Raw genomic sequence first — 13,081 nt, forward strand, 5'->3', positions numbered from 1 at the left:
GAAGAACACGAGATTGGTCTCGGGCTCCTGCACCTCGATGCCTGAGATCTGCGACAGTCCGCGGGCGAGCGCCCGCGCATTGGCGTGGTCGTCGGCGAGGCGCTCGACGTGGTGGTCGAGCGCGTAGATGCAGGCCGCGGCGCAGATGCCGGCCTGCCGCATCGAGCCGCCGAGGCGCTGCTTCCATTGCCAGACCGCGTCGATGAAGGCGCGCGAGCCGGCAAGTGCTGCACCGACCGGAGCGCCGAGCCCCTTGGAGAAGTCAATCCATACCGAATCCCAGCCGGTAGCCATCTCGGGTGCAGGGATGCCGTGTTCTACTGTAGCGTTCAACAGCCGCGCCCCATCCATATGAGTGGCAAGGCCGTTGGCTCTGGCGATTTCGACGATCTCGTCTAGATCGTTTTTCTTCCAGATCGTGCCGCCGCCGATATTGGCGGTCTGCTCGACGCTGACCAAGGTCTGCGGCGGCTGGTAGCGCGTGCGCGGATGCAGCGCCTTGCGAAGAGTTTCCGGCGTGAACTGCCCGTCGGGACCCTTCAACTGCGTCACCTGGAAGCCGCCGATCGCGGCATGCGCGCCGCCTTCGCGGGCGATGATGTGCGCGGTCTCATGCGCGAGGATCTCGTCGCCGGGCCGGCAATGCACCAGCGTCGCGGTGACGTTGCACATCGTGCCGGAGGGCATGTAGACCGCCGCTTCCTTGCCGAGCAGATCCGCGACGCGCTCGCACAGCGCGTTCACGGTCGGATCGTCGCCGACCTGCTCGTCGCCGACCTCCGCCCGCGCCATCGCCTCGCGCATCCCCGCCGTCGGCCTGGTCTGCGTGTCCGAGAGCAGATTGATGCGCACCGGCGGCGCCTTGGGATCGATCGGGGGAGGGGCGTAGAGCATGGCTGGTCTCGTCTAGTCGAACAGTTGCGGCCTGATGTCTTGCGCACCGTGGAGAATGGCGCGGATTTCGACGTGGTCGGATGGCACCGTGTAGAAAATCAGATGTGATTGGAAGCGGAAACGCCGATAGCCAGCCGCAAGTTCATCCACCTGTTGGCCAACGAGAGGGAAATCGGCGAGAAGCCCGAAGGAGCGGATCAGACCTGCATAGTAGGCCTCGGCCTGATATTTGCCGAACCGGCTCTCGGTGAAGTCGTAGATGTCGATCAAATCGGCTCGGGCACGCTCCGATAACCGGTACTCAGCCATGGCGGCGGCGTTGAGCGACGCGTTGGCGTGCGGCAGTCAGAATGTCGTCCGGCGTATCCGAGGTGAACTCGTTGCACTCGGGCTGCGCAAACAGGGCTTGATATCGGCGGACCTGTTCGTCGCGGGGCAGCTTTGCCCACGCCTCAAGCTCCGCCTCGCTAGGCGTGGCCGATGGGGTGATTTTGGCGAGCTCGTCGGTCGTTCTGGACATCGACAACACGTTACCACAACAAAAAGGCCCCGGATACCGGGGCCTTTGTACGTCGATCGGCTGAAATAATCAGCGCGAATAGAATTCGACGACCAGATGGGGCTCCATCTGCACCGGGAACGGCACGTCGGAGAGGTTGGGGACGCGCGTGTATTTCGCGGTCATCTTGCCGTGGTCGACTTCGAGATAGTCAGGCACGTCACGCTCGGGAAGCTGGCTGGCTTCGAGCACGTGGGCGAGCTGCTTGGAGGCTTCCTTGACCTCGACCACGTCGCCGACCTTGAGCTGGTAGCTCGAGATGTTGACCTTGCGGCCGTTCACCTTGACGTGGCCGTGGTTGATGAACTGGCGGGCGGCGAAGATCGTGGAGACGAACTTGGCGCGGTACACGACCGCGTCGAGACGACGCTCCAAGAGGCCGATCAGGTTCTCGCCGGTGTCGCCCTTGAGGCGGCTCGCCTCGACATAGATGCCGTGGAACTGACGCTCGCTGATGTTGGCGTAATAGCCCTTCAGTTTCTGCTTGGCGCGCAGCTGCACGCCGAAGTCCGAGAGCTTGCCCTTGCGGCGCTGGCCGTGCTGGCCGGGGCCATATTCGCGGCGATTCACGGGGCTCTTCGGGCGGCCCCAGATGTTCTGGCCCATACGGCGATCGATCTTGTACTTCGCCTCACTGCGCTTAGTCATCGCGTCCTCTTCAGGTCATGGTTTGAGGAAACGCGCCCTCCTGTGTGACGGGATGATCCCGGCACCGACAGGTCCCATCCCCAAAGCTGAAGGGAGAGGACCACGGGTCGCGAAACGCTTCGCGGGCCGAAATCGGCCCGCGAGCAGGCGGCTTTTAGGGGAGTTTGGGGCTGGCTGTCAATTCTTTAGCCGTCATTCCCGGGCGCTCGTCGAGCGAACTCTGGTGCGCCCGACGCACACGAGAATCTTGAAGTTCCCCGTGCGCAATTGCGCGCCTGAGGTTCGGCTCTTCCGAGCTGGCCCGGAACGACTGTATCTTTACGTCCTTACCGCCCGGACCGGCTTCGACCCAGTCGCCCGCAATTCGGCAGCGATTTCAGTGTTCAGGACCTGTTCCAGCCGGGTCAGCACCCGGGCGATCGGGGCGGCGTCGGTAACGCGGTGATCCCAGCGAATCACGACATGGATGGTCTGGTCCGGCTCGACCAGCCCGTAGCTCAGGACATAGGGGCCTGGCGTGATGGGGTGGAGCTCGCCGCCTCCATAGGCCGCCACCGAGCTCACGCCGAAGCTGCCGAACCAGTTGCCGCGCTGGCGGCCGAAATTCAGACCGAAGGCCCAGGACAGGCGCCGCAATGGCAGCGGCAGGCGCGTCGCCCGCATGATCTTGCGGAACATCGGGACGTCCTCGATCGGGGCCGTCTTGCCGCGTCGGATCTCCGCATCGACGGCTGCCAGCGAAAGGGCCTCGGGACCGGCGATTCGCTGCGGCAGCACGCATTCCTCGCCGTCGTCGACCCGGGCGATCGCAACCGTCGCCACGCTCTTGGGCAGCTCATAGAGCGCCGGCCAGGGCCATTTCACGTAGACCGTGCGCAGGATCGGCTCCTCCTGCGCAACGAGGGCGAAAGCCTTGACGAACATCGCAGCCCAGCCGACCGGCGCTGTTGCGCCGGCGCGGGCCTCCAGCAAGGGGCGGATCTTGAGCGAGCGGGCCAGCGAAACGAAGGGCACGCCCATCGAGGCGTGCATGAGGTCGCAGATCAGACGGCGCCGCAGTGAAATGGTCTTGGGCGTCCCGCGCATCGTCTCCAGTTCCAATCAATGACTAAAATATGTGCAGCGAGCGGGCCCGCCTGCTTGCTCTAGCATGAACCAACCCGCCTGGGGACGGTCGGTTCGCCGCATCAGGGTCCGTGCAAGGTATCAGCATGTTGACGTAATAATTAGCTTTTTCAATGGCTTGTTCCTTGGCGGGCGCGTGGGTGCGGCTTCGCCTTGAGCAAGTTTTCGCTGACCTGGCATCTCGGCAGCGCCACGGTGGCCGGTAAGGCATCACACTCGTTGCGGCGATTCAGCGTTTCACCCCCTCGAACGCCGCCATGATGCCGCGCTGGAACAGCGACCAGTCGAAGCCCAGGGCGATGGCGCGGTAGCCGCGGTCGATCAACCGATTGGCCTGGTCGGCGGTGCGCGCCACGCCGCCGATCGGCACGCCGCTTCTGAGGATGCCGGCTTCGGCGCGTGCAATCAGCTCCAGCAGCTCGGGGTCGTCCATCTGGCCGCGCTTGTTGATGGAGGTGGCGAGATCGCCGGGGCCGATCACGGCAACGTCGATGCCCGGGGTCGCCATGATCTCGTCGATGCGGTTGACCGCCTCGACATGCTCGATCGTGATCATGCAGATCATCTCGTCATCGGCAGAGGCCATGTAATCAGGCATTGACTGGCCCCAGCGGAACGGCGCGTGGAACGGGCCCCAGAGCCGGTCGCCGCGCGGCGGGTAGCGCACGCTGCGGACCGCCTTCTCGGCCTCCGTGGGCGTGGTGATCATGGGGAAGTTGATGCCGAAGGCGCCGATGTCCATCGGAGCTTTTGCGAGCCACGGCTCGTTCGCGGCGATCCGCACCAGGGGCGTGCATGGCGTGCCCGTCGTCGCCGCGATCATCGCATGCGCTTCGGTCAGCCCGATCGGTCCGTGCTCGAGATCGACGATGATCCAGTCGAGCGAGCGCGCCATGATCTGCACCATCTGCACGCTCGGGATGGTCGCGATGACGCCGAAGGCGGGGCGGCCCTCACGCCATAATTGGCGGAGGCGGGCGAGCGGCTTGGACGGGACCGACATGGGAGTCCTGCGGCTAGTGATGACGCAACCTAGCAGCGCGCCGCCGCGGCGCAAGCTCAGGCGACGGCGCGCCCGCCGAAGAACGGCGTCAGCGTGGCCGAAAGGCCATGGATGCGGTTCGAGGTGAAGATCATCTCGGCGCCGGACTGCACGATACCGCTGGTCGCAGCACCGAGCAGGTCGGACACGCGGCGAGCGATTGCGGGCGCCGGATCGATCCAGGCGACCGGCCAGGGCGCGAGCTGCTTCAGCCGGTCGAGCAGGAGCGGGTAGTGCGTGCAGGCGAGCACCACGGTGTCGGTGCGCGTGCTCGCATCCCCGGCGTCGCCGACGAAGCAGGGGGCAAGCTCGGCGAGGATGTCGCGGTCGCTGATCGGCTCGCCGCGGAGTGCGGCCTCGGCCAGCGAGGCGAGGTCGGGCGAGCCGACCAGCGTCACCTCGCATCCTTGTGCGAAATCGCGGATCAGCGCCTTGGTGTATTCGCGTTTCACCGTACCCTTGGTGCCGAGCACCGACACGCGGCGGGTCTTCGATTGCGCGCAGGCCGGCTTGATCGCCGGCACGGTGCCGACGAAGGGCAGCGAATAGGCCGCACGCAAGTGCGACAGGACCAGGGTGGACGCGGTGTTGCAGGCGATGACGGCGAGGTCGGGATCATGCGTTCCGATCAACTCGCCCATCAGCGGCACGACGCGGGCGATGATCTCGTCCTCGCTGTGGTGGCCATAGGGGAAGAAGGCGTCGTCGGCGACATAGACGTAATGCGCATCCGGGCGCGCGGCCACGACCTCACGGAGCACGGTGAGCCCGCCAAGGCCGGAATCGAATACCAGGATCGTCGGAGAGTTGGTCACAGGGTCACCCTAGCCCGCCATGGTTACCATTCGGTTTTTGGGGCGGTTTTGCGGCGGTCCCCGCGAAGCTACGGAGGCCCGCGTCACGGGGCCGTGCAACCTTCACGCGATCCGGTTCGTGGTCGCTGCGCGCTCGGCTGCCAGCTGCTTTTGCAGGCGATCGATGTTCTGCAGGAGGCGCTGGCTGGTCAGCACCAGGAAGTAATAGCCGAACTGCGGATCCTGAAAGTAGATCTCGAGCAGCCGGTCATAGGTGATCGTCAGCACCTGTCCGTCTTCGATGCATTCGACCGTCCCCGTGCGCCGGTTGTCCGGCGTGAGGAAGCCGAGCTCGCCCATCAGCGCGCCGGGCCCGATCTCGACGTTGATCTCCTTGACGAGGAACTTGCCGGTCACCGTGAGGAACATCTCCTTGGCGGGATCGCGCAGCTTGAAGAGGGTGTCGCCGCGCCGATATTTGCGCTCGGTCATGAACGGCTTGAGCCATTCCATCGACATGTCGCCTTCGGCCGCATGGCGCGCCTTCTTGACCAGCTTGAGCATCTGCCGCAGGCGCAATGCGTTGATCGGAAGCATCAGGAGATACAGCAGGAACGTCGCAACGTTGGCCGAGAGCGCCCCGAAGAGAGCAAAGAACGCGCAGCCGATCATGTTGGCGACGCGCAGCGGCACCATGGTCCGCATCAAGAGGGTGGCAACGAAGAAGATTGCCCCGACCACAGCGAACAGATTGGCGAGTGTGATGTTGTGGACGAAGATCTCCAAGAGCCGATTGAAGATCGCGTCGTAGGTGACGTTTTCAGGGTCGAGGCCCATCTGGACCAGGATTTTCGCGATCCTGAGATTGTCCGTTGCCGCATCGAGGATGCGGTCGAGGATCGACGAAACGTCTGCGCTGCCGGACGGCATGGTACTAACCCCACGTAAGGCATTCAGTCCTGGTCGGCACCCGTATAGCCGAAATCGGATGACGACCGCTTGAATGACGCTTCCGGCCATCGTGCCGCAAGAGGCAAATTCTAGCCCGATCAGGCGTTTCGGCAATTGCCCGATGGTTGCGCGCCGGGCCGAAGCGGCCGTGATTCGGGGCGGCCTTGCGGGTTTCGGCGCCGCGACGGGCGCGGACGACGAGGCGGCGGGAGCGGCCGTCGCTCACGGCTTGGCGGCGGGCGGCACGGCCTGCTGTTCGACCAGGCCAAGGCGTCCCGGCAGCGAACCGGCGCGCAGCAGCATGGCGACGCTGTTGGCCTCTTCCAGGGTGAAGTTGCCGGCAATCTGCCCCGATCCGCCGGTGATGGGCTCGCGGATCACGGGAGCGGAGATCACCTTGTCGTCGAGCACGATGGCAAAGGGCTTGCCGACGTTCTCTGCCGTGATGTGGGCGAAGCGCCGGGTGCCGCGGCCGTTGAAGCGGAACGAGGCGATCGGTTCCTTGCTGCCAGCGCTGAATCCCGGGCCGGCATAGCTGATGTCGGAGCCCTCGAGTGCGCTGTCCTTGGCGACGAGATAAGGAACCTTGTCCTTGAAGCCGAGCAGGACTTCCGTGCCCGCCGGCGGCGTGCCCGACTGCGCCTGCTCCGCGGGCATCGAGAGGTCGATCAGGCGGAAGCCGACCTTGACCTTTCTGGCGAAGATCGCGGTGATCGGCTCGGGCTCCATCACGCCCGGCAGGAAGATGCGAATGCGGTCCGTCCCCTCGGGCTGAACGCTGGCCAGTTTGACGCCGGCGTCCTTGAGGCGCTGCTCGATCATCGCGATGGAATTCTCGACGAGATCGCGTAGCCGCACGCCGGCGGCGGCATCGGTCGGGGCGAGCCTGAGCAGCCCGTCTCCGCCATCGGTCACGGTGAGCGCATGGGCGGGCAATCCTTCCGCCGCCGCGGCGAGCTTGCGCGTGAGCTGTTCGCGGCCCTTGGCGTCCACGATCTTTACGTCGACGCCGCCGCCCTGAATGGCAAGTCCGGAGAACGCGATCTTGCCCTCGCGCAGGATCTTGTAGATGTCGTCGCGCAGCTCCGTCGTGACCGCCTCCCGCAAGGCCGCGCTGTCCACCTTGTAGAGGATGCGCGATCCGCCCAGCTTCTCCATCTTGTCGGCGATGAAGGCGGCGACCTTGACCCGCATCTTGTCGAACTGGCTGTCGGCAAGCGAGGCACCGGGCAGGGCGATCGCCAGGGCAAGGCCAAGTGCCACGGCGAGCCGTCTCGTTCGATCCTGCAGCGACTTGGTCATGTCGTCCTCACGTGCCATGGCGAGGCTTCTGGGGAAGCACTCAATCCTTGGTTCGCACCGCGCACGGCGAGGTTCATTGTGTCCATCAAGGTCGATATTAAGTGCATGTTTTTAAATGAATTATTTCCGTAACCGGGATACGGTATCGCGTAACCGGGATACATGTGCTAGAACCATCTCGCAACCGAACGAGGCAGCCGATGAGCCCTGCGAGCAAACGCGTTAGGAAATACCGCAGCCAAGGCGGCGCAGCCGACCTCATACGTGTCGAAGTCCTGATTCCGCCGGCTGCACGTGATGACGTGCTGGCGCTCGCCTCGCGCATGCGCGCTGAGCATCGCCTGACCAAAGAACTGCAATCTCTGCTCGACAATGCACTTCGTCTCTATGGACCGCGCATTCTCGACAATGTCGATCTCGATCGGCTTCCCGATCTGCGCTCCCGTGCCGCCGTCGCGGCGCGCGCCATGATCGAGCGTGGCGATGCCCGGGCCTTTGCGATGGGCAGGAAGATGCTCGACCGCGCAACGGAGAGCTGAAATGGCCCTGAGCAAGTTGCAGAGCGACATCCTGAGACTTCTGGCCAAAAACCGCTCGGACAGTAGCTATCTTGCCGGCGGCCTGATGCTCAACAAGGATTGGCAGCGACGATCGGACGACATCGACATCTTCCACGACACCGACGAAGAGGTAACCGAAAGCGCGAAGGCCGATCTTGCCATCCTCGATGCCGCCGGCTTCAAGACGCATCGCGACTTCATCATCTATGGCTGCGTCGATGCGACCATCTCGCGCGATTCCGAAACGACGATCGTTCAATGGTTTGCCGAGACCCGACTTCGGTTCTTTCCTCTCGTGAAGGACGAGCAATGGGGGGCGCGGCTCCATCAGGCAGACCTGGCCGTCAACAAGGTGCTCGCTGCTGCCGGCCGCTCGAAGGCGCGTGACATCGCCGACCTCGTCGCGATCGGACGCGACTATTGCCCGCTCGGACCGCTGGTGCTTGCAGCCGCCGGCAAGCCGCCCAATTTTTCGCCGCGGCGAACCATTGACGAAATCCGCAGGCACGCATTGTCGATCCCGGCGGAGGAGTTTGCCGCCGTGAAAGGGCTGCCCACTGAATGGTCGACGGCCTTCATTCGCGACGACGCGCTTCGCCTGATCGAAGCTGCAGACGGTTACGTGATGACCGCACCGCCCGCATTGACGGGACTGCTCGCCGTCAACAAAGAGGGCCTTCCGATCGAGATATCGGATTCAAATCGTGCAGACGCAATCATGCGCCAGGCAACTGCGGAGCCCGAGGTGATGCCGGCCCCCGCCGACTTCAACGCGGTCGGCTGGTCGCGGGACCATAGCTAAATCGGGGCTTGGCTGACGTCTATCCGCGCGGGCCGGTTCTCCGGCCATGGACGAATGCCAAATCATCCACCATTGTATGTGCGCTCGGCCGGTCAGCGGCCGAGGCCTCGCCGAACCAAAATGTCAAAAGATATTGGGCGGGGACATGCATCTGAGGGAGGACGAAATTTCATGGCGGGCATCCACGCGCTCGATCGGTTGATCGGTAACGACTATCCGGAGCTTTTGACAGACGAGGAGGTCCGGGCGTTCGAGCAGGTCCCCTATGCAGACCGCATCGCGGCCGAGAGCACCTATGACGCGATCAGGCTTGGTGCCGAGCGCAACCCCGACGGGGCGGCGATCCAGTTCCTGCAAAACGCCGATCCCGCCGACACGCCACTGGTCGTCACGCATCGCGATTTCATCGCGCGCGTCACGCAGGCCGCCAATATGTTTCACGCGCTCGGCGCCGAGAAGGGCGACGTCATCAGCTTCATGTTGCCGCTGGTGCCGGATGCGTTCGTCACGCTGTTCGGCGCGGAGGCCGCCGGCATTGCCAATCCGGTCAATCCGTTGCTAGAGCCGCACCAGATCGCGGAGATCCTGGAGGCTGCGAATACCAAGATCCTGGTCGCGCTCGGGCCGATGCCGGGCACCGACATCTGGCAGAAGGTCGAGCAGATCAGACCGCAACTGAAGCATCTCAAGGCGATCGTGCAGGTGTTCGGGGGCGGGGATCCGGCCAAGGGCATCTTTGCCTTCAGCGACCTGATCAAGCAGCAACCGACCGACCGGCTCGTCAGCGGACGCCAGATCCGCGGCAGCGACGTCGCCGCCTATTTCCATACCGGCGGCACCACAGGTACGCCCAAGCTGGTGCGGCACACCCATGGCAACCAAGTCTATCAGGCCTGGGCGCTCAATCTGCTGCTGAAGGGCAAGCCCGGCACCAATTTGCTGTTCGGTATGCCGCTGTTTCACGTCGGCGGCTCGCTGACCCAGGTGCTGACCACGCTGTCGGGCGGGGGCTCGCTGGTGGTGCTGTCGCCGAGCGGCTGGCGCAACCCGAACGCGGTGAAGAACATCTGGCAGCTCGTCGAGCGCTTCAAGCCCGAAGCCCTGTCGAGCGTGCCGACCGTGCTCGCCGCGACGCTTGGGGTGCCTCCGGGGAATGCGGATATCTCGAGCCTGAAATATGCGGCCGGCGGCGGCTCGGCGATCCCCGTTGCGGTCGGCTCGGCGATTCAGGAGAAACTGAAGCTGCCGGTGGTCGAGGTCTATGGCATGACCGAGACCTCGAGCGTGCACACGCTCGCTTATCCGGGCCGGCCGATCCGGCTCGGCTCGGTCGGTCTGCCGATGCCCTACGCGCGGGTGCGGGTCGTGCAGCTCGATGCCGAAGGACGCCTGATCCGGGACTGCAAGCCGGACGAGATCGGCGTCGTCATCATGGCGGGACCTGGCGTGTTCGGCGGCTATCTCAACGACGAACACAACAAGGGCGCCTTGGTCGACGGGATCTGGGTCAATTCCGGCGATCTCGGCCGGCTCGATGCCGACGGCTATCTCTGGATCACCGGCCGCGCCAAGGATCTCGTGATCCGCGGCGGCCACAACATCGATCCGGCGCCGGTCGAGGAGATCATGTTCAGACATCCCGCGGTCGGCTTCGCCGCTGTGGTCGGTCAGCCGGATGCTTACGCGGGCGAATTGCCGGTGGGCTACGTGCAGCTGAAGCCTGGCGCGACGGTCGAGCCGGGCGAGCTCGAGGCCTGGGTGCGCGAGCGCACGCCGGAGCGCGCCGCCGTTCCGGTGCAGGTCATCCCGATCGATCCGATGCCGGTGACGGGCGTCGGCAAAGTGTTCAAGCCGCAGCTGCGCTGGGACGCGGCCGAGCGCGTGTTCACCAAGGTGCTGGCTCCGCTCATCGAGCGCGGCATCGATTGCAGGGTCAAGGTCGGTCCCCACGGCAGCCACGGCTCGATCGCGACCGTGACGCTTGCGGGCTTGCCACAGGACCAGCGCGAGGCGGTTGCGGGCGAGGTGCACGCGCTGCTTGCACCGTTCGTGATGCGGCACGAGGTGGTGCAGGCGTAGACGCTTGCGTTGAATCGTAGCCCGGATGAGCGAAGCGATATCCGGGCTGAGACGACCCGGTGTAGCTTTCCCGGGTGTCGCTTCGCTCACCCGGGCTACAAGCTGCAAGCGGAGACGGTGTTACCCCGCTGGCATCCGCGTCTCGACCAGACGTGCCCAGAACGAGGCGCCGTGGCCGAGGATGTTGTCGTTGAAAATGTAACCCGGGTGGTGGCACTCGTTGCCGTCGCCCATGCCGACCAACACCATGGCGCCGGGGCGCGCTTCCAGCATGAACGAGAAGTCCTCTGCACCCATCATCGGGATGAACTTGTCGTTGACGCGATCAGTGCCGACGATGTCGCGGGCGACCTCGGCGGCAAGGCCGGCCTCGCGGGCATGGTTCATCGTCACCGGATACATCCGCGTGTACTTCGTCTCGGCCGAGCCGCCATAGGCGCGCGCGATGCTGTCGGCGACCTCGCCGATGCGGCGCTCGACGAGGTCGCGCACCTCGCGGTCGAGCGTGCGCACGGTGCCGCCGAGCTCGGCGACCTCCGGGATGATGTTGAAGGCGGTGCCGGAATGGAATTGCGTGATCGAGATCACCGCCGACTTCAGCGGGTCGACGTTGCGCGCGACGATCGATTGCAGCGCATTCACGATCTGCGAACCGATCAGCACGCTGTCGACGGATTTGTGCGGGCCTGCGCCGGCGTGGCCGCCCTTGCCGCGGACGGTGATCTGGATGTTGTCGGAGGAGGCGAGCATCGGGCCGGGCGTGGTGGCGAAATGGCCTTCGGGCAGGCCCGGCATGTTGTGCATGCCGTAGACCTCCTGGATGTTCCAGCGCGTCATCAAGCCGTCCTCGACCATGGCCTTGCCGCCGCCGCCGCCTTCCTCGGCAGGCTGGAAGATCATCACGGCCGCGCCGTCGAAATTGCGCGTCTCGGCGAGATATTTGGCCGCGCCCAGCAGCATCGCGGTGTGTCCGTCATGGCCGCAGGCGTGCATCTTGCCCGGGATCTTCGAGGCGTAAGGCACGCCCGACGTCTCCATGATCGGCAGCGCGTCCATGTCGGCGCGCAGGCCGATGGCCTTGCCGGAGCCCGATTTGCGGCCGCGGATTACCCCGACCACGCCGGTGCGGCCGATGCCGGTCACCACCTCGTCGCAGCCGAACTCGCGAAGCTTGTCCGCGACGATGCCGGCGGTGCGGTGGACTTCGTAGAGCAGCTCGGGGTTCTCGTGGAAGTCATGGCGCCAGGCGGCCATTTCGTCGGAGAGGGCGGCGACGCGGTTGACGATGGGCATGAGGATTCCGTCTTTTTCGTAGGGCGGGTTAGCGTAGCGTAACCCGCCGCGTTGCCGGGGACAGAAGGCGGATTACGCTTCGCTAATCCGCCCTACGGAACTCGTCAGCTCTCGCCGAACACGCGCTTGAAGATCGTGTCGACGTGCTTGAGGTGATAGCCGAGGTCGAACTGCTCCTCGATCTCGGCGTCGGTGAGATAGGTCTTCACCTCGGCATCCTTCTTCAGCAGCTGGAGGAAGTCGCCTTCGCCGCGCCAGACCGGCATGGCGTTGCGCTGCACCAGCTTGTAGGCGTCCTCGCGGCTGGCGCCCTTCTGCGTCAGCGCCAGGAGCACGCGCTGCGAATGCACGAGGCCGCCGAGGCGGTCGAGGTTCTTCTGCATGTTGGCGGGATAGACCAGCAGCTTGTCGATCAGGCCGGCGAGGCGCACCAGCGCGAAGTCGAGCGTCACGGTCGCGTCCGGGCCCATCATGCGCTCGGCGGAGGAGTGCGAGATGTCGCGCTCGTGCCAGAGCACGACGTTCTCCAGCGCCGGCGTCACATAGGCCCGCACCATGCGGGAGAGGCCGGTGAGGTTCTCCGACAGCACCGGATTGCGCTTGTGTGGCATCGCGGAGGAGCCCTTTTGCCCTTCCGAGAAGAACTCCTCGGCCTCCAGCACCTCGGTGCGCTGCATGTGGCGAATCTCGACCGCAATGCGCTCGATCGAGGAGGCGATCACGCCGAGGGTGGAGAAATACATCGCGTGGCGGTCGCGCGGGATCACCTGGGTCGAGATCGGCTCGGGGACGAGACCCATGGCTTTCGCGACATGCTCTTCGACGCGCGGGTCGATCTGCGCGAAGGTGCCGACGGCGCCCGAGATGGCGCAGGTCGCGACTTCCTTCCGCGCCGCGATCAGGCGCTCCTTGGCCCGGGTGAATTCGGCATAGGCGTAGGCGAGCTTGAGGCCGAAGGTCACCGGCTCGGCATGGATGCCGTGGCTGCGGCCGATGGTCGGCGTCATCTTGTGCTCGAAGGCGCGCTTCTTC

General features: G+C 65.0%; 14 protein-coding genes. 3 read left to right on the forward strand and 11 right to left on the reverse strand.

What is annotated here, in order from left to right:
• From JHD07_RS07110 to JHD07_RS07150, 9 genes are all read right to left on the reverse strand, one after another.
• On the reverse strand, positions 1-894 hold an 894-nt coding region (locus tag JHD07_RS07110; protein ID WP_291620434.1), incomplete at its 3' end, for a threonine aldolase family protein.
• Positions 895-906: 12 nt separating this feature from the next.
• The gene (locus JHD07_RS07115) at positions 907-1,164 is read right to left on the reverse strand and encodes a type II toxin-antitoxin system RelE/ParE family toxin (protein WP_291620436.1); all 258 of its coding nucleotides are present in this window, start codon (positions 1,162-1,164) and stop codon (positions 907-909) included.
• A gap of 31 nt (positions 1,165-1,195) precedes the next feature.
• Positions 1,196-1,414, reverse strand: coding sequence for a hypothetical protein (locus JHD07_RS07120; protein ID WP_291620438.1), 219 nt, complete (start codon positions 1,412-1,414; stop codon positions 1,196-1,198).
• Positions 1,415-1,483: 69 nt separating this feature from the next.
• Positions 1,484-2,101 carry a 30S ribosomal protein S4 gene (rpsD, locus tag JHD07_RS07125; protein WP_291620440.1) on the reverse strand — a complete coding sequence of 206 codons (618 nt, stop codon included), beginning with the start codon at positions 2,099-2,101 and terminating at the stop codon, positions 1,484-1,486.
• Between the two features lie 318 nt (positions 2,102-2,419).
• Entirely contained in the window at positions 2,420-3,187 is a 768-nt protein-coding gene (locus JHD07_RS07130) for an acyltransferase (protein ID WP_291620443.1), read from the reverse strand.
• Positions 3,188-3,455: 268 nt separating this feature from the next.
• Positions 3,456-4,229, reverse strand: a complete 774-nt coding sequence (locus JHD07_RS07135; protein ID WP_291620445.1) for an aldolase/citrate lyase family protein — start codon at positions 4,227-4,229, stop codon at positions 3,456-3,458.
• Positions 4,230-4,285: 56 nt separating this feature from the next.
• Positions 4,286-5,083 (reverse strand): glutamate racemase, encoded by a 798-nt coding sequence (gene murI, locus JHD07_RS07140; RefSeq protein ID WP_291620447.1) that lies wholly within the window; start codon positions 5,081-5,083, stop codon positions 4,286-4,288.
• A 102-nt stretch (positions 5,084-5,185) separates the two neighbouring features.
• Positions 5,186-5,992: a cyclic nucleotide-binding domain-containing protein gene (locus JHD07_RS07145; RefSeq protein WP_291620449.1), complete on the reverse strand. Its 807-nt coding sequence runs from the start codon at positions 5,990-5,992 to the stop codon at positions 5,186-5,188.
• Positions 5,993-6,235: 243 nt separating this feature from the next.
• On the reverse strand, positions 6,236-7,315 hold the full coding sequence (locus JHD07_RS07150; protein WP_291620475.1) for a preprotein translocase subunit SecD: 1,080 nt from the start codon (positions 7,313-7,315) through the stop codon (positions 6,236-6,238).
• 200 nt (positions 7,316-7,515) lie between these two features.
• Here JHD07_RS07150 and JHD07_RS07155 point away from each other — a divergent pair, with 200 nt between their 5' ends.
• From JHD07_RS07155 to JHD07_RS07165, 3 genes are all read left to right on the forward strand, one after another.
• Positions 7,516-7,854, forward strand: coding sequence for a hypothetical protein (locus JHD07_RS07155; protein WP_291620451.1), 339 nt, complete (start codon positions 7,516-7,518; stop codon positions 7,852-7,854).
• A 1-nt stretch (position 7,855) separates the two neighbouring features.
• Positions 7,856-8,677 (forward strand): hypothetical protein, encoded by an 822-nt coding sequence (locus JHD07_RS07160; RefSeq protein ID WP_291620452.1) that lies wholly within the window; start codon positions 7,856-7,858, stop codon positions 8,675-8,677.
• Between the two features lie 171 nt (positions 8,678-8,848).
• Positions 8,849-10,756, forward strand: coding sequence for an acyl-CoA synthetase (locus JHD07_RS07165; RefSeq protein ID WP_291620454.1), 1,908 nt, complete (start codon positions 8,849-8,851; stop codon positions 10,754-10,756).
• Positions 10,757-10,876: 120 nt separating this feature from the next.
• Here the strand turns inward: JHD07_RS07165 and JHD07_RS07170 are convergent, their stop codons facing one another.
• Positions 10,877-12,049: a M20 aminoacylase family protein gene (locus JHD07_RS07170; protein WP_291620456.1), complete on the reverse strand. Its 1,173-nt coding sequence runs from the start codon at positions 12,047-12,049 to the stop codon at positions 10,877-10,879.
• Between the two features lie 104 nt (positions 12,050-12,153).
• A partial coding sequence (purB, locus tag JHD07_RS07175; RefSeq protein WP_291620458.1) for an adenylosuccinate lyase occupies positions 12,154-13,081 on the reverse strand: 928 nt, incomplete at its 5' end.

The organism is Bradyrhizobium sp., assembly GCF_016462955.1.
Taxonomy (GTDB): Bacteria; Pseudomonadota; Alphaproteobacteria; order Rhizobiales; family Xanthobacteraceae; genus Bradyrhizobium.

Coding starts and splice junctions, on each gene's coding strand:
- JHD07_RS07150 (WP_291620475.1), bottom strand. CDS start 7,315: ATGACCAAGTCGCTGCAGGATCGAACGAGACGGCTCGCCGTGGCACTT.
- JHD07_RS07165 (WP_291620454.1), top strand. CDS start 8,849: ATGGCGGGCATCCACGCGCTCGATCGGTTGATCGGTAACGACTATCCG.
- JHD07_RS07160 (WP_291620452.1), top strand. CDS start 7,856: ATGGCCCTGAGCAAGTTGCAGAGCGACATCCTGAGACTTCTGGCCAAA.
- JHD07_RS07120 (WP_291620438.1), bottom strand. CDS start 1,414: ATGTCCAGAACGACCGACGAGCTCGCCAAAATCACCCCATCGGCCACG.
- JHD07_RS07155 (WP_291620451.1), top strand. CDS start 7,516: ATGAGCCCTGCGAGCAAACGCGTTAGGAAATACCGCAGCCAAGGCGGC.
- JHD07_RS07135 (WP_291620445.1), bottom strand. CDS start 4,229: ATGTCGGTCCCGTCCAAGCCGCTCGCCCGCCTCCGCCAATTATGGCGT.
- JHD07_RS07170 (WP_291620456.1), bottom strand. CDS start 12,049: ATGCCCATCGTCAACCGCGTCGCCGCCCTCTCCGACGAAATGGCCGCC.
- JHD07_RS07130 (WP_291620443.1), bottom strand. CDS start 3,187: ATGCGCGGGACGCCCAAGACCATTTCACTGCGGCGCCGTCTGATCTGC.
- rpsD (WP_291620440.1), bottom strand. CDS start 2,101: ATGACTAAGCGCAGTGAGGCGAAGTACAAGATCGATCGCCGTATGGGC.
- JHD07_RS07145 (WP_291620449.1), bottom strand. CDS start 5,992: ATGCCGTCCGGCAGCGCAGACGTTTCGTCGATCCTCGACCGCATCCTC.